We start from the raw sequence: 22,339 nt of genomic DNA, 5'->3' as shown, positions 1-22,339 counted from the left end.
ACAAGGTCATGGGGACATCGTATAATGCGATTACAGCGAAGGGGGAAGGAATTATAACAATACTAGTGATAATTATGCTTGGACTGGCAGTTTGCTTTGACTTATGGAAGTCAAAAATACCGAACTGGCTGACGGGCATGGGGGTGATGACAGGATATGCAGCACATATCCGGGGAGAAGGAGAAAAGGGAATTATACTGGTAACAGTAATGATGTTAATTCCCGTGATTCTATTCTATTTATTATTCTTGATGCATGCAATGGGAGCCGGAGACATTAAGCTTTTTATGGCACTCTCCTGCATGACAGATTATTCTATTGTGCTTCACACAATTATTTTTTCCTTATGTTTGGCAGCAGTATACGGATTGTTCCGGCTGATAAGGCAGGGAACATTAATACAGCGTATATTGTATTTTAGAACTTATATGCAGAGCAGTCTGGTGAGAAAACAGTGGGTGCCTTATCGGGAGCAGTCCGGTATGGATGATTCCTGCATGCATCTGGCACCGGCGGTACTGGGCGGCTATTTACTGACATTGGGGGTGGTGTAATGAATCAGATATCAATTGCAATCTGCGATGCGGACAGTGCCTATGGAAATAAACTGGCAGAATATCTTCTAGAGACAGGAAATGTGGCAAAGGCAGAGGTATATACGGACTGGAATAGTGTAGAGGCAGATTTAAATGGAGAAAAAAGAGATATCTGGCTGGTTAATTCAGGGCTGCTGAAAGAAGCAGAAACCCTTCCCTTAAAGGAAGAAATGGTATGTCTGGCAGAAGAACGGCTGGGAGCAAGAGAGGCGGCACTGCCGCATATTTATAAGTACCAGTCTGCCAATGCCATCCTTCAGGAAATGTATGCATTACTGGCGGAGCATCCAACGGAAATCTGTCTGCGGGGAAGCAGGAAGGGGCGTACCATAGGACTGCTGTCACCCTGGTATGACGGGCTGTCTTTATTGGCAGGACTGGCTGTGGCACAGGTTTTGGCAGAGAAGGGAAAGGTTTTATACATTAATACCAGAGGATATTGCGGCATGAAGCTGCCGGAAATGGAAGAAAGCCATAATTTATCCGATGTTCTGCTATCCCTCCGGCTTGGAAGTACCAATGGGGGTGCCAGTGTGATGAGCGGAATTACTACTGTGGGTGAACTTGGCATTATGGTTCCGGTAGAACAGGCAGTTTTATTGGGTGAAGTAAAAGCACAGGATTATCACAGGCTTTTAGAAATTATATGGCAGGAATTGTCCTTTGATTATGTGATATTAGAGATACAGCCGGAGCTTGCTGATACGGGAAGAATTATCGAAGAGTGTGACAGGGTGTATGCATTTTTAAAGCAGGAATATGGAATGGATACGGTAGAACAACAGCTTATGTCACAGGAAGTAAAAGGAAAGATTCAGATAGTAAAGATTCCGGAACGATTGCAGACAGGTGAAAGATATGAAAATTCCGGCAGTCCGGTTGCAGCAGCAGGCTATTTCAAAGATTGGATAGCGCAGGAAATAGAAAGAGAAGAAGGCAATGAAAAAGGAATGCCTTAGGAAAGAAGTAGATAAGGAAATGGATAAGAAAGTGAATAAGAAAGTACATAAGTAAATGCGTAAGAAGATGTATGGGGGAAAGGCATTCAGATGGAGACAAAGGAGAATTTAAAGGAACGCTTGAAGCATCAGGTAATGGAACGGATGGACATTTCAAGAACCATGGAAGATGAAGAAATCTTAGAACTGGTGCAAAAGACTTTGGAAGAAGACAGCCATAGAATGCCTATGAGTATTTCCATGCGGCAGAATCTGATTCGGGAAATCTTTCATTCCCTGCGGAGGCTGGATATTTTGCAGGAGCTTATTGAGGATGCTGACATTACAGAAATTATGGTAAATGGGACCAAAGGAATCTTTTATGAAAAGGCAGGGAGGCTTTATCAGTGGGACAAACACTTTACATCAGAAGAAAAGCTTCAGGATGTCATACAGCAGATTGCAGGAGGCAGTAACCGTATGGTAAATGAATTACATCCTATTGTAGATACCAGACTGCCGGATGGCTCCCGGGTAAATATTGTCTTAAAACCTATTGCCATAGATGGAACAGCGTTGTCCATCCGCCGTTTTCCCAAAGAGCCTGTCCGGATGCAGACACTGATAGAATGGGGGTCTATTTCAATGGAAGTGGCAGATTTTTTAAAGCATCTGGTATGTGCCGGTTATAACATTTTTGTGTCAGGAGGAACAGGAAGCGGCAAGACAACATTTCTAAATGCCCTGTCGGAATTTATTCCAAAAGAAGAACGTGTGGTTACCATTGAGGACTCAGCGGAGCTGCAGTTGCTGGGGCTGCCCAATCTGGTGCGTCTGGAGAGCCGGGATATCAAGCTTCCGGGGGCAGAGGAGATTACCATCCGGGATTTGATAAAAAGCGCACTTCGTATGCGGCCAAACCGGATTATCGTCGGGGAATGCCGTGGGGCAGAAGCACTGGATGTCCTGCAGGCAATGAATACCGGACACTCCGGCAGCCTGAGTACCGGACATGCCAATTCGGCAATGGATATGGTAAGCCGCCTTGAGACGATGGTGCTGATGGGAATGGATATGCCGCTGGCAGCAATCCAGAGCCAGATAGCATCGGCCATTGATATTATCATACAACTTGGCAGAATCCGGGATGGCAGCAGAAAATTGCTGCAGGTTGTGGAAGTGAAGGGGGTAGAAAATGGCAAGGTATGTTTACACGAGCTCTTCCGGTTCCGGGAGAAAAAAGAACAGGGAAGCATCGGCGGAATCTGGGAGAAGAAAGGAGAACTTCTCTATCAGGAAAAATTACAGGCTGCCGGATTATCGTAAATATCATTTTAGGAAAAAACAGTTTTTATTATATGTTGGAGAATTTCTGCTGCTGGATATTCTGATAGGCTGGCTGTTTTATCAGTCCATTCTGGCAATTCTTGCAGGATTTGGTTTATGTCCAGTATTTCTTCGAAACAAAAGGAATTCTGCTAAGATACAGCGCCAGAATGATTTAAAGCTTCAGTTTAAGAATGCACTGCTATCGGCAGCAGGAGCAATGCGGGCAGGATATTCCATTGAAAATGCGTGGCGGGAAGCAAAAAAAGATGTGATACAGCAGTATGGCATGGAAAGTGATATGGCGGTGGAAATGCGCCAGATGATACACCAGATGGACTGTAATGTGCCATTGGAGCAGCTGTTAGAGGATTTTGCAGAGCGGAGCCGGATAGAGGATGTAGAGCAGTTTGCGGGAATTTTTTCTTATGCCAAGCGGAGCGGCGGGGATTTTACTGCAATTATGGGAAATACAGTTCGGCAGATGGCAGACCGGATGGAATTGCAGGAAACCATAGAGACAGCATTGACAGCAAGGAAGATGGAACAGAAGGTAATGAATGTAATTCCCTTATTTATACTGGCATTTGTCAATGTGACATCGGGAAGCTTTTTGGAAGCATTGTATGGGAATGTGGCGGGGGTGCTGATTATGACAGGGTGTCTTATTCTCTATGGACTGGCATATCTTTGGTCAGAGAAAATCGTAAGACGTATTGGAGAAAGTATATGTTAAAGAAAATGAAGAAGCAAAAGAAAAAGCTGGCAATTCTGGTACTTTTGGCAGCAGTTTTACTGGGAATTGCAGCGGAGTGGATGCAAAAGCAGGAATCTCATTTTAAGGAGAACCGTTTAATAAGAAATGAACCGGGGGAAGGAGACTATCAGGAATCTTTAAATTATATAGAAGAAGATAGTGGGGAAAAAGGGCAGATTGTATTAAATCTGCAGGAACGTACTTTAACAGCAGCGGAATGGAAAGAGATATTGCCGGAGGCAGAAAAAGAAGCAGAAGAAGTATTTCGAAACGGGCAGCAGGCAGACCATGTCAGTGGACAGGTGGTTTTATGCGAACGTGTTAAAAATGGTCTCATTTCTGTGGAATGGAAGTTAGAACCGGATATCTGGATTGATTTACAGGGAAATATAGAGGAAGAAAATCTTTTGCCGGGGCAGGTGGTGAATGCTACCGCAATTTTATCGAATGGAAAAAATCAGGCAGAGTATTCCTTTCCTATCTGTCTTTATCCTTCAGAAAACCAGAATGAAACAAATCTGGGGAAAAAGATAGAACAATATCTTTATAATCAAAATGCAGAAGAAAAAGAAGTGGAGCTGCCACAGAATATGGATGGTGTAGCACTTCACTGGGAAGAAGAAACCGAGAAGCCGTTGGTTATTTCTCTCTTCCTGGGGATATTTGCAGCAGTAGTGATTCTATGGAGTGGGAAAAAGGAACAGCAGGATGCAAAAAAACGTTGGGAAGAGGAATTGGTAAAAGATTATCCGGAAATGGTTAGTCGATTGGGATTATTATTAGAAGCCGGTATGTCATTGCGTCAGGCGTGGAAGAAGCTGACAGATACATATGAGAGTAAGCAGAAGAAGCAAAGACTGCCAAAACGTGCCGGTTACGAGGAAATGCTGCTTACCAGAAGAGAATTAGAGGATGGAATGGGGGAAAGCCTGGCATATGAGCGGTTTGGAGAACGATGCGGGCTGGCATCCTATCGCAGGTTTGCATCTATTCTGACACAGAATCTCAAGAAGGGAACGGTAGGAATCGGCAGAATTCTTGCAAAAGAATCAGAGGATGCATTTTCCCAGCGAAAGACTATGGCGCAGCGACTGGGAGAGGAAGCAGGAACAAAATTATTGTTTCCCATGCTAATGATGATGGTGGTGATTATGGTCATTCTTGTTGTGCCTGCATGTATGACCATGCACATATAAGTACCAGGCAGCCGTAAGAAGCTGTCGGTGGCAGGCTTCGGCTGTAAGGAGATAACAGGTAACTAAAACAATAGGTAAATAAAGGAGGAAGGAACATGAAAGATGTAGTAAATGTAAAACGAACAAATCCAATGAACGTTGTAAAAAGAATAAAAGGAAGTCTGACCCGGTTTTTAAAAGAGGAAGATGGAGTAGGTGTTGTGGAAGTGGTTCTGATTCTGGTGGTTCTGATTGGACTGATTGTTATTTTTAAATCAAAACTGACGGTTCTTTTAAACAGTATCTTTTCGACAATTACCCAGCGGACCGGTTCTTTGTAGAAAATGGAAAGAGCAAGGGAAAAAGGGGGTATTACATTGTTCTTAAGCCTTGCATTGACGATGATTTTAAGTCTGGTATTTACTCTGCTGGAATCTGCACGCCTCTATGGATTAGAGGCGCAGAGCAAAATGGAAACGGAGCTTTTGCTGGAATCCAAAATGGCAGAGTATGATACCGCACTTCTTGAGCAGTATCATCTCTATTTTCTGGAGGCAGGCAGGAAAGGAGAGCCGGAACTTAGCAGTCTGGAACAGTCATTGCAGGAACTTGGAGAAGAGAACCTTAAGGCGAAGCCGGGATTCTTAAAAATGTCATATACCAATCTTTATGAGATGCAGTTAGAGAACTGCTATATTACGAATTATACAATGGCAACCGATGATGCGGGAGCTGAATTTCGAAGGCAGGCAGCAGATTATGTAAAGCGTACCATGGGAATTGCGGCCATTGAAAAATTATATGAAAAGGCAACAGAAGCAAAGGAACTGACGGAAGACAATAAAGACATCGAGAAGAAGTTCGAAGCTGCTATTCAGGAGACCGATACACAGAGTGGGCTGGAAAGAAACACAAAACGGAATGCCGCAAATCAGAAGAATGAGAATCCACTGGATTATGTAAAAGAACTTAAGAATAAAAGTATCCTGTCACTGGTGGTAGAAGATGTATCAGCGGTATCGACACAGACCATTGATTTATCCGATGATATTGCAAAGAGAACCTGTTTTACAGGAAATGGGCAGGCACAGCAGGAGGATATGACAACGGGACTTTTCTTCCGGGAATATTTACTGAAGCAGTTTAGTGATTACCGAAATCAGAGTGAGTCGAAAGTGTTGCAATATGAGATGGAATATCTCATTGCAGGGAAAGATTCTGATGTGGCAAACCTTGCTGGCGTTGCAGAACGCATGCTGGCGATTCGTGAGGTGGCAAACTATATTTATTTGAAAGGGGATGCCGAGAAAACGGCACTGGCGAATACCATAGCACTTGTAACTGCGGGCTGGACAGCTAATCCGGCGGTAGTCAAGGTGGTAGAAGAAGGAATTCTTGTGGCATGGGCATTTTCAGAAAGCATAAAAGATGTAAAAACGCTTTTAAAGGGTGGCAAGGTTCCTTTTTTAAAAGGAAATGCCGAGTGGACATTAGACGTTGGAGCATTGTCGGAATCCTTTGCAAAAGAAGAGGAAAGTAAGACCAGTGAAAGTGGTTTAAGTTATGGGGATTATTTAAGAATTTTATTATATCTTACCGGACAGGAGAAGCTTACCTATCGGGCAATGAATCTGATGGAGCAGAATGTCAGGCTGCTGCCGGACCGGGAGAATTTTCGGATGGACTGCATGATTGGTAGTATGGAAATACAGTGCAGTTATCTGTCAAAACCATTGTTCTTCGGGTGGTTTGGAAGTGGCGAAGGCTTCAAAGGAGATTATCATTTTCAGGAAAAAAATTCATTTTCCTATGTTTATTAACAAAAGAAGAAAGGGGGTGCATAAAGGTGTCTCTTCTCAGAATTCAAATAAAAAATCAATATAAAAAAACTCTCTCTAACCCAGATAATACAAATCTATTGTATAGCAATTCTACAAACAGAAAAGAGACACCTTTATGTGCCTCCACAACGGCGTCTATGACAATAGAAGCAGCTATCGCATTGCCACTGTTTGTAATCTGTATACTATCGGTAATCTTTCTTTTCCGGGTATTGGAATTACAGCAGGATGTGGAATATGCCTTGCAATATGCCGCCAGAAAAAGTGCCATTCATGCACATATGACACATGAAAGCGGGCTGGAATCTGTTGTGCCAATTGCAGAAGCAAAAATCCTGTTTCAAAGAAAATTAGAAGAACTGAAGGCACCGGTAATTTATGTGGAAGGGGAAGAAAAGGGGTTCTCTTTTTGGCGTTCTGAATTAATGGGAAATGATATTGATTTATGTGTATCTTATCGGATTGAAAATCCATTGCAGTTATTGGGACTATTTTCTTATGACATGGATCAGCGGGCAAAAGTGCATAAATGGATTGGTTATACAGGCAGTGGAAATGAAGATGGAACTTATGTCTATATTACAGAGACAGGGAAATCCTATCACTGGTTTTCGGACTGTACCTATTTGGATTTGAGCATTCTGGCAGTGCCGGAAGAGACGGTATCCGGATTACGGAATGACTCCGGGGCGAAATATAAAGATTGCGAAAAATGCCGCATAGGAAAGAAAGATACCAAAACAGTATTTGTAACAGAATATGGAGAGGCAGTGCACAATAGTCTTTCCTGCAGTGGGTTAAAGCGTACCGTATACCGTATTTTGCTGGAAGAAGCGGGAAATCATTCACCCTGTGGAAAATGTGAAAAGAGAAAAGCTTCCTGAGGAAATAAATGTATCAGATAAAGAAACGTATCAGATAAAGAAACGGCAGATAGCAGGTTATAAGCAGTAAGTAGTAGCTAGCAAATAACGAATAATAAGGAGATAAGGGGATGGTGACGATATGTTCTGTACTTGGAATGTTGGGGATATGTTCCATCGAAGATATCCGAAAAAAAGAAATACAAAGCGTAAGAGTATTGTGTTTTGGCATTGGTGGGATTTTACTGCATCTCTGGCAGAGAAACCAGTCATTATACAGCATGTTAGGAGGGATTGCCGTCGGGGCAGCAGTTATTATTCTGTCACTGGTGTCTGGTGGAATTATTGGAATTGGCGATGGACTGGTACTTTGTGTAGCGGGAATTTACATTGGAGGAATCAATACCATGCGTCTGCTTCTGACAGGACTTTTCCTGTCCTCTCTGTATGCACTGGTATTGCTGTTCATGCACAGAAAAAGACGAAAAGACACCATTCCTTTTATTCCGTTTCTGTTGGCAGCATATCTCATTCTGTTGATTTTATAAGACAATGGAAAAAGAAATGTTATCTGCCGGCTTCTTATACCATAGAGGCAGCAGTTATAGTGCCAATGATATTGGCACTATTCTGTACCCTGATTGTAGTCAGCTACGAACTGCATGACAGGGTAAAGCTGGCGGCGGAAGAAAGCAGCAAGAACAAAATAGAATGTATGGAGGAAATTTATATTGGAGATATGTTATAAGAGAAATCTGAATCAGAGTTATATGTTTATTACATCAGATCCCGCGTATTCCGGATATCAGATTCATATGTGCCGACAGAATCATATTCATAATTTATTGCAGTTTGAACCGGTAGTTTCAGAAGGGGAGACACAGTTTCGATATGAAATTACCGGAAAACGTTCTTTGGATCATGTTTTGGAGAGCAGTGATTTTGCCATAGATATGTTTGCAAAAATGTTAGAAACTTTATTGGGAATCTGTCAGGAAATCCGGCCATATCTTTTGGAGGAAGAGGGAATTCTATTAGACCCGGAGAGTATTTATCTTGAGAATGGAACCAAGAAGTTCTATTTCACCTATTGCCCCGGCAGACAGGAACCTGTTACAGAAGGATTCCGAAAGCTGATGGAATATCTTCTGGCAAAGATTAATCATGAAGATGAACAGATGGTTCTTGCATCTTATGAGGCATATCAGAAATCAACAGAAGAAGGATTTTCTTTGGGTGAAATCCTAAGGATATTATATCAGTACCGGCAGCAGGATGTAGAGGATTATGTACCGGTCCGGCAGAAATCTGTTTCATCTAAAAAGGTAGAGGCATTGCAGAAGGGCATTATGCCATGGGAGCAGGAAAAGAAAGATGCAGCTGTGGAGGAAAAGCCAACTGCAAAGAAAAAGAAGGGGTATTGGAAAAAATATGAGATAGATACAATTGAAAAGGATGATGAATATTATAAGAAGGATGCTCAAAGCTGTGGCTGGAATATGGCAATGGAAGAAAAATTGCAGGAATGCATTGCTGCAATCAGCCGGATTCCGGCATTCTTAACAGGAAAGATAAATCATGAGAAGGAGGAGGAACCAATCGTGTGTACACCTATGGATTACAAAGAAATGCAGGAGGAAAATCCGACCGTTTATCTTGGAACGGAGCGGGCTCCGGAAGGAGTTCTGCGTTATGATGGAAAAGAGGATATTTCGAATATCCGGATGGAGTATTTCCCTTTTATCATAGGTAGCAGTGAGCAGGCGGACGGAAATGTATGTATACAGGGAGTCAGCCGCATGCATGCCCGCATTACCAGAGAAAAAGAGGATTATTATGTGGAAGATTTAAATTCCATGAACGGAACATGGCTCAATGGGAAAATGCTGGCATATCGGGAGAAGGAGCAGTTATGCATGAATGATGTGATTCAGCTGGGACGTGAGAGGTTTACATTTCTTTAAGAAAAAGGTTATATTTCCTTCGTTGACAGTGTCTTTTGAAAGTGTTATTGTCAGATTCATAAAAGACTGGAAGAAGGATAAGTTATATTGATTCAGAAAATAGATGCATGTTTAAAAGAGCGGGGATATTCCTTTATCAAAGTGTCACCGGAAGAGGTTGGGGTATACTATAGATTTACAGAAGGAAGGGCACAGGTGGTTGCTGGAATATTTATGCATCCGGGATTTGTACTGGAAACAGAAAAATTGCAGGCAATTCAGACAAAACTGCAGGAGCTGTTTCTTCATCCGGAAGGAAGGATTCCGGGCTGTGAACAGAATATGGCAATCTATCAGGTGGAGTTACTGACGTTACTGGTTGCAGATGATATAGGACAGGCACGTATGCTCTGTGGCAGCTGTCGGAATGTCTGGCTTATTAATGAGCAGACAGGGCAGCTTATGATTTTTGAAAACCAGCCGGGAGATTTCTATGGATTAAGAGATACATTACAGGAACAGATATCCGGTGGTGGAAGGCAAAGAGGTTATGCTTCACAGGGGTATGCACAGACGGATAATTACCGTAGAACAGAAGAGAAGCGAGGTTTTACTTTGTGGCAGAGGATAAAACAGTATCCGTCCTGGTGTAACGCCGGCATTGTTTTGATAAATATCATAGTATTTCTGTCATTGAGCGTACTTGGCGATACGGAATCTGCAGCTTTTATGGAACAACATGGAGCAGTATTTCTGCCGGATGTATTTGGACAGGGAGAATGGTGGAGACTGTTTACGGCCATGTTTTTACATTTTGGACTGGCACATCTTGCAAATAATATGATTGTATTATTCTGGACTGGAGACAGACTGGAACGTCTGATAGGAAAGTGGCGCTATCTTATCATTTATTTTGGCGCAGGATTGTGCGGTAATCTGCTTTCACTTCTGGTAACACAGGGCAAAGGAACCCTGACGGTGTCAGCAGGTGCCTCAGGTGCCATTTTTGGTGTATTTGGAGCTTTACTCTGGGTAATAATTGCCAACAGAGGAAGGGTAGAAGAACTGAATATCAGAGGAATTGTAATTATGATTGCATTGAGCCTATATTATGGATTTACCAGTACCGGAGTGGACAACTGGTGTCATGTAGGCGGACTGATTAGCGGATTTTTCCTGTCACTGCTTCTATATCGCAGAAAGGATTGATTTTATTCCGGAAAATTTATATACTGTTGATATATGATTGAATGAAGTAAGATGAAAAACTTAAGATACGGAGGCAGAAATGAAAGTAAATATATATTACGGTGGTAGAGGACTTCTGGATGATCCTACTTTATATGTAATCGGGAAAATGGAAGAAGTTTTAAAAGAGCTTCGTGTCAGTGTGGAACGATATAATATATACGAGCACAAGAATAGCATCTCTACGTTGCCGCAGACCTTAAAGGATGCAGATGGAATCATTCTGGCAACGACAGTAGAGTGGCTTGGAATTGGTGGTTATATGCAGCAGTTTTTGGACTCCTGCTGGCTTTACGGAGACAAGGAAAAGATTAAGACAACCTATATGCAGCCAATCGTTATGTCAACCACGTATGGAGAACGTGAAGGGGAACTGACATTGTCCAATGCATGGGAAATTTTAGGCGGTCTGCCGTGCAGTGGAATGTGTGGCTATGTAGATGATCTGGTAAGCTTTGAAATGAATCATGACTATTCCCTGATTATTGAGAAAAAAGCAGAAAATCTTTATCGTACAATTTCTCAGAAACAGAAGAGTCTGCCGACTTCTAATCAGGCGGTAACCAGAACCATCCTGCGGACACAGCAGATGGATTTAACACCACAGGAGAGTGAGCAGTTATCACAGTACGTGGCAGATGATTCTTACGTAAAGAAACAGAAAGAAGATATTGAAGAATTAGCGTCCATGTTTAAGGATAAGTTAAGTGTACAGCAGAATGACACGCAGACAGAATATATTACAGAATTAGAAAGCCATTTTGTGCCACAGGGGGATTTCACGGCGAACTATCTCTTTATGATTGAAGAGAAAAAGAAACCATTGGTAGTCGAAGTAGCAGGAGAAGAGTTAAACTGCTATTATGGACAACAGGAAAATGTAGATGTATATGCGAAACTTACGGGAGAAGTCATGAATAATATTTTAGCTGGCAGAATGACATTCCAGAGAGCATTTATGACCGGTGAGATGACTGCAAAAGGAAACTTTAAGACATTGCGTACCTTAGATCAGATTTTTATTTTTGAATAGAAAGAAGGAGTAACCATGAAAGACGATAATTGTATTTTTTGTAAACTGGCAGCAGGCGATATTCCGACAAATACCGTATATGAAGATGATACATTCCGTGTCATTATGGATGCTAATCCTGCAACAAAGGGACATTCCTTAATTATTCCCAAAGACCACTTTGCAAATCTTTATGAAATGGATGAGGAAGTAGCAGCAAAAGCAATGAAGCTTGCCAAGAAAATGGCAGTTCATATGAAAGAAAAATTAAACTGTGATGGATTTAATTTACTTCAGAACAATGAAGAGACTGCAGGACAGACAGTATTTCATTTCCATATGCATCTGATTCCAAGATACAAGGGAGACAAGAATGATGATATTTTAAAATATACCCCATTAGAGCTTTCTGATGATGAAATGAAAGAAATTCTGGATATGATAAAAGTAAAATAAAAAGAAAAAATAAAGGTGTAAAGTCTTATATAAAATCAGGACTTTACACCTTTTGCACTTATGCTTTCTTCTTCTTTTTCTCACTGGCTTCTTCAATGAGCTTAAGAATGGTATGAATAGAATCTAACTGCTGGCTGGACTTCATATTAGAAATATAAGTCTCCTTTTCTGTCATGACTTTCTTAATGGCAGCATCTAAGGTTTCTTTGGTCAGATTCTCTTCTTCTATCACATAGCTATACCCCTGTTTTTCAAAAGAGCGGGCATTTAAAATCTGGTCACCACGGCTTGCTGCAGCAGACAGTGGAATCAGAATATTTGGCTTGTGAAGAGCAAGCAATTCACAGATTGCATTTGCGCCGGCACGGGAAATGACAAGAGAGCTTAAAGCAAACATATCCCGAAGCTCTTTTCCAGCGTATTCAAACTGGACATATCCGGAACGGTTGTTATATAATTTATCTATGTTTCCTTTCCCACAGAGATGGATAATCTGATAGTTGGCAAGCAGATCATCTAAGAGACCACGTACCGCATCATTAATAAATTTGGAACCGCTGCTTCCACCGACTACTAAGATAACCGGTTTATCCATGGTGAAACCACAAAGTCTGGCAGCCTGTTCTTTGTCACCACTTAAAAGTTCCTGGCGGATTGGAGAACCGGTAAGAACTGCCTTATCCTTTGGAAGATAGTCTACAGTTTCCGGGAAATTACAGCATACTTTGCAGGCTGCCGGAATTGCAATTTTATTAGCAAGACCAGGTGTCATATCAGATTCATGAATAATAGCAGGAATACGGAGGCGTTTCGCTGCAAGAACGACAGGAACGGAAACGAATCCACCTTTCGAAAAGACAACGTCCGGTTTGATTTTTCTTAAAAGAGATACAGACTGTGCGTAGCCTTTGATCACACGGAACGGATCTGTGAGATTACGGAGATCCTTATAACGACGGAGTTTTCCTGAGGAAATTCCATAATAAGGAATGTTCTGTTCTTCAATTAACTGTTTTTCCATGCCGGCATAGGAACCGATATAAGAGATTTCATAACCAGCCTCTTTTAAAGCAGGAAAAAGAGCTATGTTTGGAGTTACATGACCGGCGGTACCACCGCCTGTTAAAACGATTTTTTTCATGAAAAGAATCCTTTCTTTAATATCAGATTACTTATAATGTAAAATGATTTGCTGAATAATATATTATACTCTTGGTAAAAAAAGTCAACTCAATTTAAAACCTTATACAATCGTAAAAATACCAGAAAATAAAGCGGGGGGTATGTGAAAATGAAAGCATTATATTATCGGTACTTATTTGAAAATGTGGAAAATGGAATGATTCAGGCAGGCAGTATCTATAATGAGGAGAATGACTGCAGTGTGAATTATGTATACTTATCCGGAAATCCTACGAACAGTAACATAAACGGCGGTGTAAGTAGCAAAGACAACAGCAGAACAAATGATATAACAGGCATCGGTATCTTGGACAAAAGAACCATCAGAAGACTGGCCGGGGCACCGATAGATCTTGTGGTAGTAGGAGAATATACGAGGGACTGTCTTGGCATATTGTATGCACTATTGCAAAATACGACGATTCAGACGGTGATTATGCCTTATGTAGCACCGATTCACCGGATGCTGGTGGAGCAGTGGATATCGGAGGAACAGGATATGGAAGAGAAGGCATTACCGGAACAATGGATATTGGGGCCGAAAATGTCACCGGAAAAACGATTAGAATTTTCCTGCCTTATCCGGCATCCTTACCATGCATTAAAGAATATGGGGGTGGAAAATGTCTATTTATTATATGGAAATTGTCCGCCCTGTTCCCTGGACGCAGTGCAGAATGCCAGAAAAGGAAATTATTTCGAACTGGCAGATGCAGAGGATTTAGAAACGATAAAGATTATGGAACGGGAATACATTCCGGTGGTCAAGGCCGGATGCATCATTGAAAATAAGTGGGTATTTTATTTTTCTGCATATGGAATGAATGTAATGGAACTATATCAGTTTACCAGAAGATATTATACGAAAGAAGGCTATGACAGGGCACTTCGTCATCCGGAAAATACACAGTATCAGGCGGGAATGCAACGGTTATTAGAGGCATATAAGAAGACTTACGGTTTGGAAGCATTTGCAGCAGTTATTATGTATGCAGGTCCGGGTCAGGTAAAAGAAAGCGGAAGTAAAATCAATGGTGCCATGTATGAACAGTCTTTTGGCAGAGAAAATCATTGTTCTCCGTATCTGGATGCCGGCAGAACGGTATGCATGTTAAAATGTATCCAGCGAAATGATTATGGAATGCTCCGGAACCAGTTTACCAGGGAGAGCAGAACCCTTCGAATGGGCGTACTGTTTTTGGGAAATATTGATATGCACAAAAATATGGAAGAGATTTTAACGCGTTATCGGGGCTATGGAAAGACGGTACGGATTGTATCGATTCCCGGCAATGACGATGTGTCAAAATGGAATCCGGAATTTCCGTGGAAATTTGAAGGAGAAGGTATCCGTTATTGGGTTGGAAATATCAATGAGCGAATGGATACGAGGATACTAAAAGATATTCTGCTGGCTGGGTCCTATAACCGGATTATCAGCGTAAATGAAGAATATGGCTGCTGCCTTTCCGGCTATATGTTGGATGGGGAAGAATATCAGCAGCTTTTGTAGAAGACCGCAGAAACAAAGGGAAAAATGGAAAAAGATGCGGCGAAAACACGGCGTTGTCCTCTTTTCAAATGGAATGTTCCTTTTTATAATAGAAAGAAAAAGGAAAAGAGGTTATAAGAATGGGAGCTTTCATGAATTTGGTGTATGAATATGCAAATTACATAATTCTGGCAGGAATGCTCTTACAAATGATAATAATTCTGCAGGTTCTGGTTAAAGTGAACCGGACAGGACGCAGATTGCAAATGATACAGGGAAAAGTAGAAGATTATTTGAATGTCATATTAACAGAAGACAGTGGAAAAGAAGAACCATTGGTATCGAGACAGGAAGAACAGATGCGGGATTCTATTGAAAAGAAGAGAAAACAGCAGGAAGAAGCGGTATTTAATGCTGTTTTGAAGGAAATTTTTCCTTGATAAATGCATATAGGTTTGATAAAATAAACTCTAATGAAATTTTATTCATAATTAGGGAATTGTGTATAGAAAAAACAAAGGAGTGAATTTGAAATGAGTAAAGTAACATTTGATTACTCAAAGGCAGCTTCCTTCATCAGTGAAGAAGAAGTTGGCTATATGAGCAAACTTGTAGACAATGCAAAAAAAGAGTTATTGGATAAAACCGGAGCCGGAAATGATTTCTTGGGCTGGCTGGATCTTCCGGTAGATTATGATAAGGAAGAGTTCGCAAGAATTCAGAAAGCAGCAGCTAAGATTCAGTCTGATTCTGAAGTGTTAGTAGTAATCGGAATCGGTGGTTCTTATCTTGGTGCAAGAGCCGCAATCGAATTCTTAAGACATGGATTTTATAATAATGTTTCTAAGGAAGTTCGTAAGACTCCTGAGATTTATTATGCAGGAAACAGCATCAGCGGAAGCTACTTACAGGGACTGCTTGATGTAGTAGGAGACCGTGATTTCTCCGTAAATATTATTTCAAAATCAGGAACAACAACTGAGCCTGCAATCGCTTTCCGTATCTTCAAAGAAAAGTTAGAGAAGAAATATGGTAAAGAAGAAGCTGCAAAGAGAATTTATGCAACCACAGATAAAGCAAAGGGAGCATTAAAACATCTTGCAGATGAAGAAGGATATGAGACATTTGTAGTACCGGATGATGTCGGAGGACGTTTCTCCGTACTTACCGCTGTAGGACTTCTTCCAATCGCAGTAAGTGGTGCAGATATCCAGAAATTAATGGATGGAGCTGCAGAAGGAAGAAAACTTGCTTTAGAGCAGGATTTCACAGAGAATGATGCATTACAGTATGCAGCAGTTCGTAACATTTTATTAAGAAAAGGCAAAGCAGTAGAAATCCTTTGCAACTACGAGCCAAGTCTTCATTATGTATCTGAATGGTGGAAACAGTTATTCGGAGAGAGCGAAGGAAAAGACCAGAAGGGTATCTTCCCGGCATCTGTAGATTTAACAACAGACTTACATTCTATGGGACAGTTCATTCAGGATGGTTCCAGAATTATGTTTGAGACTGTTATGAACGTTGAGACTCCGAAACACAATATCACAATTCAGGAAGAACCGGTTGACTTAGACGGATTAAATTATCTTGCTGGAAAAGATATGGACTTTGTAAATAAGAGCGCAATGAACGGAACCATTCTTGCGCATACCGATGGTCAGGTTCCAAACTTCATGGTAAAGATTCCAGAACAGAACGAATTCTATTTAGGAGAATTATTCTACTTCTTCGAGTTTGCATGTGGTGTCAGCGGATACCTGCTTGGAGTAAATCCATTTAACCAGCCAGGTGTAGAAAGCTACAAGAAGAACATGTTCGCATTACTTGGAAAACCAGGTTATGAAGAAGCAAGAGAAACATTAATGAAACGTTTATAAAAACTGCTGAAGCAGGGTAAGATGGAATCATTTAAATTTGAATCAGTCCTTGCATTACAGCAAAAAAAGAACTCCATCCGATTGGATATCCAGCCGGGTGGAGTTCTTTCTTTGCTTTACAGGAAATTGCTTTCCTGTAAAGAAAAAAGCTCTGCGAGGATGCGCACTGTGGCGTATAAGGTAGATGTCGCAAGCGACCGCCGCAGGCGCGAGAATGTGCCTTGGCACATTCTTTGTTATGCATATTATAAAGTAAATGAATTCATATTTTCTTCCAGGATGGAAGCAATCTCTTTCAGACGATTTGCATTTTCCATGATTTCCTGCATAACATTGCTGACTTCCATAACGGAAGCGGAAGTTTCTTCGGTACTTGCTGCATTCTGCTGGGCAATTGCGGTAAGATTCTGTACGACATCCACAACATCTCCACGGGCTTTATCAAGCTGTGTTGTTTTGGTAGCAATCTCGCCTACGCCACTGATAGAAGAACTGATTCCATCACGAACCTGTTCGAATACCTGACCGGTCTTATGTACGTTTTCGCTCTGCAGGTTCATAATAGTTTTAACCTCATCCATGGTCTTAACTGCTTTTTCAGAATCTTCAATCAAAGCATGGATAATCTGGTCAATCTGGTTTGCAGATTCATTGGACTGGTCAGCCAGTTTCTGAATCTGCGATGCAACAACGGCAAATCCACGTCCTGCCTCACCAGCACGGGCTGCTTCGATAGAAGCATTTAAGGAAAGCAGGTTTGTTTCTTCTGCGATGGAAGAAATCAAAGTTGTAGCTTCTTTAATTTTCAGGGCAGAGATATTAGTTATATTGGTCTGTTCATAAATAACATCAATAGAAGCAATTGCCTGCTGGTTGATGTTGTCCAGCTCTTTCAGGGTGGCAGCAGCTTCCTCGCTGGATTCACGCATCAGGTTAGCAGTGCTTGTAAGACTTTCAACCTGACTGTTGGTATGTTCAATCATGTTACCCATATTAACGATATCATCGGTAGCTTTCTGGGTTTCGGAAGCCTGATTGGTTGCTCCGGTAGCAATTTCATTTACTGCGGTTTCTACATTTCCCACGGTTGATGTTGTGTGGGATGCATTGGTATCCAGTTCAGTAGATGCATTGTAAAGCAGTTCACTCTGGGACTTAATCTGTGAAACAATTGTGACTAACTTCTCACGTAAATCTCCGATAGCTCTTGCCATCTGCCCGGTTTCATCCTTACGTTTGCTGATACGGATGGTAGTTGGGCTTTCTGCAAAGTTCAGGGAAGAGAAACGCTTAATAACGTTGGTAATTTCTACAATCGGACGGGTCATTTTACTTGCAATAAGAAAAGAAATGATTCCCAGTACAATAAAGATAACAATTGCGGCACTAACGGCGCGGACATAAATTACATCTTTAGCACTTAAAATATCTCCACGGTCAGCAGTAATGACTAAAATAGCTGCTTTATTGGAAGTAACATAGTAAGCCGCATATTTTTCAGCACCTCTGAATTCATAGATTGCCATACCCTTCTGCTGTTCTTTACCTGCTTCCAAATCAGCTACCACCTGTTTAATTGCGGTATTTTCTACAGGCTGTCCGACTTTGCTTGCATCCGGATGGTAAATCATGGTTCCATCTGAACCAACCACATAGGCGTAACTGGAATCCAGATCATTGATACGGACATCACCAATCAGAGTTTCAAGATATGCCTGATTTAAAATAATGTTACCGCTCCGGTTCAGGGCAGCATCAACATTTAATCCGCAGGTGTCACAGACATCACGCATATAGCTTTCTGCCAAAGTGGAAATTGCATTATCAGCAACCGGAATAACTATAATCAGAAGAGAAACAACACTGATGATAATACTCAGCAGAACTAACTGTACAACATTAAAACGCATGGAGTGAAGTACGGCCTTTTTCTCCTTCTTCTCCTTAGGCACTTTTGGTGCTTTCGGCACTTTCTGCGCTTTCACAGGCTTTGGAGCCTTTACTGGACTCTGCTTCAAAGCAGAATCTTTTTGCTTACGTTCCTTCATAAAAATACATCCTCCTTGATAACCATTACGAAAAAAGACGAAATCTTTTCTTGTGATTTTGCGTAATTATTATTAGGAAATTATATCATGAATTGGATAAAAAGTACAGAAACTTGACAAATAAAAATTACTTTGTTATAATCCGTGATGTAACAAATTTGTAATAAATGTAATAAAAATGAATAAAATGACATATACTTGTTAATAATCCTTAAAAAAAGAAAAACAGGATATATGTTATGGAGGTCAAAATGAATTTAAGAAAAAGAGTGATTGAGAGCACAATTATAGCAGTGATGCTTACCGTTGTAACCGCAGTCACAGCAGTTATGCAGACAGCACCAGTAGAAAATGTACCGGAACCACAGCAGGAAACAAAGGCTGTGGCAGATGTACAGGCAAATGGCTCCGCCGGCATTATAGAAGAATTGGCATCATTGGGAGACGCGGCAACCGAGCAGGCATCCATTGAACGTGCAGATGTAGTGGTTGTTGCAGAAGCACAGGAAGAGGAGCCTCAGCTTAGTGAGGAGCAGCAGGCATGGAACAGTAAGCTTATGGCAAATGTGGATGATTTCTTATATATAAGAAGCTCCGCAGATGGAGAGTCTGAAGTAATTGGAAAATTATATAAGGGTGCAGCAGCCGATATCGTAGAGACATTAGATGGCTGGTATCATATTACATCCGGTTCTGTAGACGGATATGTAAAGAGCGAATACTGTGTGGCAGGTCAGGAAGCATATGCTTATGCACAGACCGTATGTGACACCGTAGCAACCGTAACCACCGGCGGTCTTCGTGTCCGCAGTGAAGCAAATCCGGATGCATCTGTTATCAAGGCAGCATCAGAAGGAGATAAGCTTGTAGTTGATACACAGACAGAATCTCCGGAAGGATGGGTCGCAGTCAGCTTAAAGAATTCCACTGCATTTGTATCTGCAGATTATGTAACCATATCCTTAAATGTAGCATCAGCAGTTTCCATGGAAGAAGAAAGAGCTGCATTGGAAGAGAAGGCTGCAGAAGAGGCAGCAAAGAAAGCTGCACAGACTACAACAACCATGGTAACACAGAATGCATCTGTAGCAGCAAACTGTGATGAAGTAACACTTCTTGCTGCATTAATCCAGTGCGAAGCAGGCAGTGAGTGTTATGAAGGCCAGCTGGCAGTCGGAGCAGTTGTTATGAACCGTCTGAGAAGTGGTGCATATCCATCCAGCCTTTATGATGTAATTTACCAGAGCGGTCAGTTTACACCAGCAGGAAACGGAAAAGTTGCATCTGTTATTTCAAGCGGTGTCAGCGGAAGCTGTTTACAGGCAGCACAGGAAGCATTATCCGGTGTAGATAATACCGGTGGAGCATTAAGTTTCCGTCGTGCAAGTTCCGGTCAGGCAGGAGTAGTCATCGGAAACCATGTATTTTTCTAGGAAAATGTAAGAAAATATAAGAGAGTATAAAGTCAGGGTGTCAAAAGAAGTTTTTGGCACCCTGTTGTAATCTTGGAAAAAGTATAGTAATATGTGAATAGTTATTCAAAATATAAGTTTTGGAGGGTAAAAATGGAAGGATTAATAGCACTTATCATTTTAGTAATACTAGTACTGGTAATTATTGTATCCTGTATCAAGATTGTACCGCAGGCAAATGCAGTTGTTGTAGAGCGTCTGGGCGGATATCTTGCAACCTGGGGCGTAGGTCTTCATTTTAAAGCACCGTTTATTGACCGTATCGCAAAGAGAGTTCTTTTAAAAGAGCAGGTGGTTGATTTCCCACCACAGCCGGTAATTACCAAAGATAATGTAACCATGCAGATTGACACCGTTGTATATTTCCAGATTACAGACCCGAAGTTATTTGCTTACGGTGTTGAAAATCCGATTATGGCAATCGAAAATCTGACAGCAACCACACTTCGTAATATCATCGGTGATTTGGAATTAGATGAGACCCTTACTTCAAGAGAGACCATCAATACCAAGATGAGAGCTTCCCTGGATGTGGCAACAGACCCATGGGGAATCAAGGTAAACCGTGTAGAGTTAAAGAATATCATCCCACCAAAGGCAATTCAGGATGCCATGGAGAAACAGATGAAGGCAGAGCGTGAAAGACGTGAAGCAATTCTTCGTGCAGAAGGTGAGAAGAAATCTACGATTCTTGTAGCAGAAGGTAAGAAAGAATCAGCAATCTTAGATGCAGAGGCAGAGAAGACTGCCGCAATTTTACGTGCAGAGGCACAGAAGGAAGCAACCGTAAAAGAAGCAGAAGGTCAGGCAGAAGCAATCTTAAAGATTCAGCAGGCAAATGCAGACGGACTTCGTTTCTTGAAAGAAGCAGCACCGGACGATGCTGTATTACAGCTTAAGAGCCTGGAAGCTTTTGCAAAGGCTGCGGACGGAAAGGCAACAAAGATTATCATTCCATCTGAGATACAGGGCGTTGCAGGACTGGTAAAATCAATTACAGAGGTTGCCGGAGATAAATAATTAAAAAGGAAACCATAAACCTAAAATGAAATCGGGCTGCCACATCTATGTAGGACAGCCCGTTTTGTATCAAAGAGTAAGAAGAAAAGAGGAAAAAGCAATGAATTTAAAAGGACGTAATTTCTTAAAATTGATGGATTTTGAACCAGAAGAAATCCTCTATATGATAGATCTGGCAGCAGACCTGAAAGCAAAGAAGAAACAGGGTATTCTGCATGACAGCCTGATTGGCAAAAATATTGCACTGATTTTTGAAAAGACCAGTACCAGAACCCGTTGTTCTTTTGAAGTGGCAGCCCATGATCTTGGCATGCACGTAACTTACCTTGACCCGTCAGGCTCCCAGATTGGAAAAAAAGAGAGCATTCCGGATACCGCAAGAGTTTTGGGACGCATGTTTGACGGAATCGAATATCGCGGCTATGGACAGGATATCGTAGAAGAACTGGCAAAATATGCAGGCGTTCCGGTATGGAACGGACTGACCAATGAATTTCATCCGACCCAGATGTTAGCAGATATGTTAACCATCCGAGAGCATCTTAGCAGATTAAAGGGTGTAAAGCTGGCATATATGGGAGATGCCCGTTATAATATGGGAAATTCCCTGATGGTAACCTGTGCAAAACTGGGAATGCATTTTGTGGCATGTACCAATAAAAAATATTTCCCGGATCCAAAGCTGGTTACATATTGTGAAGATGTGGCATCCCGCACAGGCGGAACCATTACTCTGACAGAAGATGCCATGGAAGGAACCAGGGGTGCAGACATTGTCTATACTGATGTGTGGGTATCCATGGGTGAGCCGGAAGAGGCCTGGAAAGAGCGTATTACAGACCTGATGCCATATCAGGTAAATAAGAAGCTGATGGATAATGCAGGAGAGCAGGCGTTGTTTATGCATTGTCTCCCGGCATTCCATGACCTTAAGACTAAGATTGGACAGGATGTCTATGAGAAATTCGGATACTCCGAGCTGGAAGTAACCGATGAAGTATTCGAAAGTGAGAAATCCATCGTATTTGATGAAGCAGAGAATCGTATGCATACGATTAAGGCAGTTATGCTTGCAACTTTAGGAGAATAA

21 protein-coding genes are annotated in these 22,339 nt (G+C 41.6%); 19 read left to right on the top strand and 2 right to left on the bottom strand.

Going from position 1 to position 22,339, the window contains the following annotated elements; translation table 11 throughout:
* The first annotated feature begins 8 nt into the window (after positions 1–8).
* From DWY37_RS09940 to DWY37_RS09885, 13 genes are all read left to right on the top strand, one after another.
* The gene (locus DWY37_RS09940) at positions 9–554 is read left to right on the top strand and encodes an A24 family peptidase (RefSeq protein WP_158552112.1); all 546 of its coding nucleotides are present in this window, start codon (positions 9–11) and stop codon (positions 552–554) included.
* The gene (locus DWY37_RS09935) at positions 554–1,555 is read left to right on the top strand and encodes a hypothetical protein (RefSeq protein WP_118540757.1); all 1,002 of its coding nucleotides are present in this window, start codon (positions 554–556) and stop codon (positions 1,553–1,555) included. Before DWY37_RS09940 ends, DWY37_RS09935 begins: the two co-directional genes overlap by 1 nt.
* A 90-nt stretch (positions 1,556–1,645) precedes the next feature.
* Positions 1,646–2,860 carry a CpaF family protein gene (locus tag DWY37_RS09930; protein WP_118540755.1) on the top strand — a complete coding sequence of 405 codons (1,215 nt, stop codon included), beginning with the start codon at positions 1,646–1,648 and terminating at the stop codon, positions 2,858–2,860.
* Positions 2,861–3,589: 729 nt separating this feature from the next.
* The gene (locus tag DWY37_RS09925; protein ID WP_118540753.1) at positions 3,590–4,813 is read left to right on the top strand and encodes a type II secretion system F family protein; all 1,224 of its coding nucleotides are present in this window, start codon (positions 3,590–3,592) and stop codon (positions 4,811–4,813) included.
* A 95-nt stretch (positions 4,814–4,908) separates the two neighbouring features.
* Positions 4,909–5,133, top strand: a complete 225-nt coding sequence (locus DWY37_RS09920; protein WP_330408293.1) for a Flp1 family type IVb pilin — start codon at positions 4,909–4,911, stop codon at positions 5,131–5,133.
* Positions 5,134–5,169: 36 nt separating this feature from the next.
* Positions 5,170–6,612, top strand: a complete 1,443-nt coding sequence (locus DWY37_RS09915; RefSeq protein ID WP_118540751.1) for a DUF5702 domain-containing protein — start codon at positions 5,170–5,172, stop codon at positions 6,610–6,612.
* A gap of 158 nt (positions 6,613–6,770) precedes the next feature.
* Positions 6,771–7,517 (top strand): TadE family protein, encoded by a 747-nt coding sequence (locus tag DWY37_RS09910; protein WP_118088016.1) that lies wholly within the window; start codon positions 6,771–6,773, stop codon positions 7,515–7,517.
* Positions 7,518–7,627: 110 nt separating this feature from the next.
* A complete protein-coding gene (locus DWY37_RS09905) occupies positions 7,628–8,044 on the top strand; it encodes a prepilin peptidase (protein WP_022242876.1) in 417 nt (138 codons plus the stop codon).
* A gap of 65 nt (positions 8,045–8,109) precedes the next feature.
* Positions 8,110–8,244: a hypothetical protein gene (locus DWY37_RS16295; RefSeq protein ID WP_256385713.1), complete on the top strand. Its 135-nt coding sequence runs from the start codon at positions 8,110–8,112 to the stop codon at positions 8,242–8,244.
* The gene (locus DWY37_RS09900; RefSeq protein ID WP_118544495.1) at positions 8,228–9,460 is read left to right on the top strand and encodes a DUF6382 domain-containing protein; all 1,233 of its coding nucleotides are present in this window, start codon (positions 8,228–8,230) and stop codon (positions 9,458–9,460) included. The genes DWY37_RS16295 and DWY37_RS09900 overlap by 17 nt, the downstream gene beginning before the upstream one ends.
* An 87-nt stretch (positions 9,461–9,547) precedes the next feature.
* A complete protein-coding gene (locus DWY37_RS09895) occupies positions 9,548–10,648 on the top strand; it encodes a rhomboid family intramembrane serine protease (protein WP_243092120.1) in 1,101 nt (366 codons plus the stop codon).
* Positions 10,649–10,727: 79 nt separating this feature from the next.
* Positions 10,728–11,720, top strand: coding sequence for an SCP2 sterol-binding domain-containing protein (locus tag DWY37_RS09890; RefSeq protein ID WP_117698112.1), 993 nt, complete (start codon positions 10,728–10,730; stop codon positions 11,718–11,720).
* A gap of 15 nt (positions 11,721–11,735) precedes the next feature.
* Positions 11,736–12,155: an HIT family protein gene (locus tag DWY37_RS09885; RefSeq protein WP_022242880.1), complete on the top strand. Its 420-nt coding sequence runs from the start codon at positions 11,736–11,738 to the stop codon at positions 12,153–12,155.
* Positions 12,156–12,213: 58 nt separating this feature from the next.
* On the opposite strand, the gene DWY37_RS09880 is transcribed toward DWY37_RS09885, so the two are convergent.
* Positions 12,214–13,296, bottom strand: a complete 1,083-nt coding sequence (locus tag DWY37_RS09880; RefSeq protein ID WP_117947307.1) for an undecaprenyldiphospho-muramoylpentapeptide beta-N-acetylglucosaminyltransferase — start codon at positions 13,294–13,296, stop codon at positions 12,214–12,216.
* Positions 13,297–13,446: 150 nt separating this feature from the next.
* Between DWY37_RS09880 and DWY37_RS09875 the strand changes: the two genes are divergently transcribed.
* From DWY37_RS09875 to DWY37_RS09865, 3 genes are all read left to right on the top strand, one after another.
* Entirely contained in the window at positions 13,447–14,850 is a 1,404-nt protein-coding gene (locus DWY37_RS09875; protein WP_118540745.1) for a hypothetical protein, read from the top strand.
* 119 nt (positions 14,851–14,969) lie between these two features.
* Positions 14,970–15,269 carry a hypothetical protein gene (locus tag DWY37_RS09870; RefSeq protein ID WP_118177342.1) on the top strand — a complete coding sequence of 100 codons (300 nt, stop codon included), beginning with the start codon at positions 14,970–14,972 and terminating at the stop codon, positions 15,267–15,269.
* A 93-nt stretch (positions 15,270–15,362) separates the two neighbouring features.
* A complete protein-coding gene (locus DWY37_RS09865) occupies positions 15,363–16,709 on the top strand; it encodes a glucose-6-phosphate isomerase (RefSeq protein ID WP_117698116.1) in 1,347 nt (448 codons plus the stop codon).
* 245 nt (positions 16,710–16,954) lie between these two features.
* Here DWY37_RS09865 and DWY37_RS09860 read toward each other — a convergent pair whose 3' ends face one another.
* Entirely contained in the window at positions 16,955–18,757 is a 1,803-nt protein-coding gene (locus DWY37_RS09860) for a methyl-accepting chemotaxis protein (RefSeq protein WP_118540743.1), read from the bottom strand.
* Between the two features lie 251 nt (positions 18,758–19,008).
* Here DWY37_RS09860 and DWY37_RS09855 point away from each other — a divergent pair, with 251 nt between their 5' ends.
* The 3 genes from DWY37_RS09855 to argF all read left to right on the top strand — a co-directional run bounded on the left by DWY37_RS09855 (position 19,009) and on the right by argF (position 22,339).
* Complete coding sequence (locus tag DWY37_RS09855; RefSeq protein WP_118540741.1) at positions 19,009–20,190, top strand: cell wall hydrolase; 1,182 nt, start codon at positions 19,009–19,011, stop codon at positions 20,188–20,190.
* Between the two features lie 132 nt (positions 20,191–20,322).
* Positions 20,323–21,249: an SPFH domain-containing protein gene (locus DWY37_RS09850; protein ID WP_022242887.1), complete on the top strand. Its 927-nt coding sequence runs from the start codon at positions 20,323–20,325 to the stop codon at positions 21,247–21,249.
* 100 nt (positions 21,250–21,349) lie between these two features.
* Positions 21,350–22,339 carry an ornithine carbamoyltransferase gene (gene argF, locus DWY37_RS09845; protein ID WP_118540739.1) on the top strand — a complete coding sequence of 330 codons (990 nt, stop codon included), beginning with the start codon at positions 21,350–21,352 and terminating at the stop codon, positions 22,337–22,339.

Origin of the sequence: Roseburia sp. AF25-13LB, from assembly GCF_003478915.1 — a bacterium.
GTDB lineage: Bacteria > Bacillota > Clostridia > Lachnospirales > Lachnospiraceae > Roseburia_C > Roseburia_C amylophila.
Note: the sequence above shows the minus strand (reverse complement) of the source record. Positions and strands in the feature narration are given on the sequence as shown.

Bases quoted from the DNA above. Each gene is read 5' to 3' on its own strand.
- DWY37_RS09860 (WP_118540743.1), bottom strand. From the start codon at position 18,757: ATGAAGGAACGTAAGCAAAAAGATTCTGCTTTGAAGCAGAGTCCAGTA.
- DWY37_RS09870 (WP_118177342.1), top strand. From the start codon at position 14,970: ATGGGAGCTTTCATGAATTTGGTGTATGAATATGCAAATTACATAATT.
- DWY37_RS09905 (WP_022242876.1), top strand. From the start codon at position 7,628: ATGGTGACGATATGTTCTGTACTTGGAATGTTGGGGATATGTTCCATC.
- DWY37_RS16295 (WP_256385713.1), top strand. From the start codon at position 8,110: ATGATATTGGCACTATTCTGTACCCTGATTGTAGTCAGCTACGAACTG.
- DWY37_RS09910 (WP_118088016.1), top strand. From the start codon at position 6,771: ATGACAATAGAAGCAGCTATCGCATTGCCACTGTTTGTAATCTGTATA.
- DWY37_RS09890 (WP_117698112.1), top strand. From the start codon at position 10,728: ATGAAAGTAAATATATATTACGGTGGTAGAGGACTTCTGGATGATCCT.
- DWY37_RS09935 (WP_118540757.1), top strand. From the start codon at position 554: ATGAATCAGATATCAATTGCAATCTGCGATGCGGACAGTGCCTATGGA.
- DWY37_RS09940 (WP_158552112.1), top strand. From the start codon at position 9: ATGGGGACATCGTATAATGCGATTACAGCGAAGGGGGAAGGAATTATA.
- DWY37_RS09880 (WP_117947307.1), bottom strand. From the start codon at position 13,296: ATGAAAAAAATCGTTTTAACAGGCGGTGGTACCGCCGGTCATGTAACT.
- DWY37_RS09925 (WP_118540753.1), top strand. From the start codon at position 3,590: ATGTTAAAGAAAATGAAGAAGCAAAAGAAAAAGCTGGCAATTCTGGTA.
- DWY37_RS09885 (WP_022242880.1), top strand. From the start codon at position 11,736: ATGAAAGACGATAATTGTATTTTTTGTAAACTGGCAGCAGGCGATATT.
- DWY37_RS09850 (WP_022242887.1), top strand. From the start codon at position 20,323: ATGGAAGGATTAATAGCACTTATCATTTTAGTAATACTAGTACTGGTA.
- DWY37_RS09855 (WP_118540741.1), top strand. From the start codon at position 19,009: ATGAATTTAAGAAAAAGAGTGATTGAGAGCACAATTATAGCAGTGATG.
- DWY37_RS09865 (WP_117698116.1), top strand. From the start codon at position 15,363: ATGAGTAAAGTAACATTTGATTACTCAAAGGCAGCTTCCTTCATCAGT.
- DWY37_RS09875 (WP_118540745.1), top strand. From the start codon at position 13,447: ATGAAAGCATTATATTATCGGTACTTATTTGAAAATGTGGAAAATGGA.
- argF (WP_118540739.1), top strand. From the start codon at position 21,350: ATGAATTTAAAAGGACGTAATTTCTTAAAATTGATGGATTTTGAACCA.
- DWY37_RS09930 (WP_118540755.1), top strand. From the start codon at position 1,646: ATGGAGACAAAGGAGAATTTAAAGGAACGCTTGAAGCATCAGGTAATG.
- DWY37_RS09920 (WP_330408293.1), top strand. From the start codon at position 4,909: ATGAAAGATGTAGTAAATGTAAAACGAACAAATCCAATGAACGTTGTA.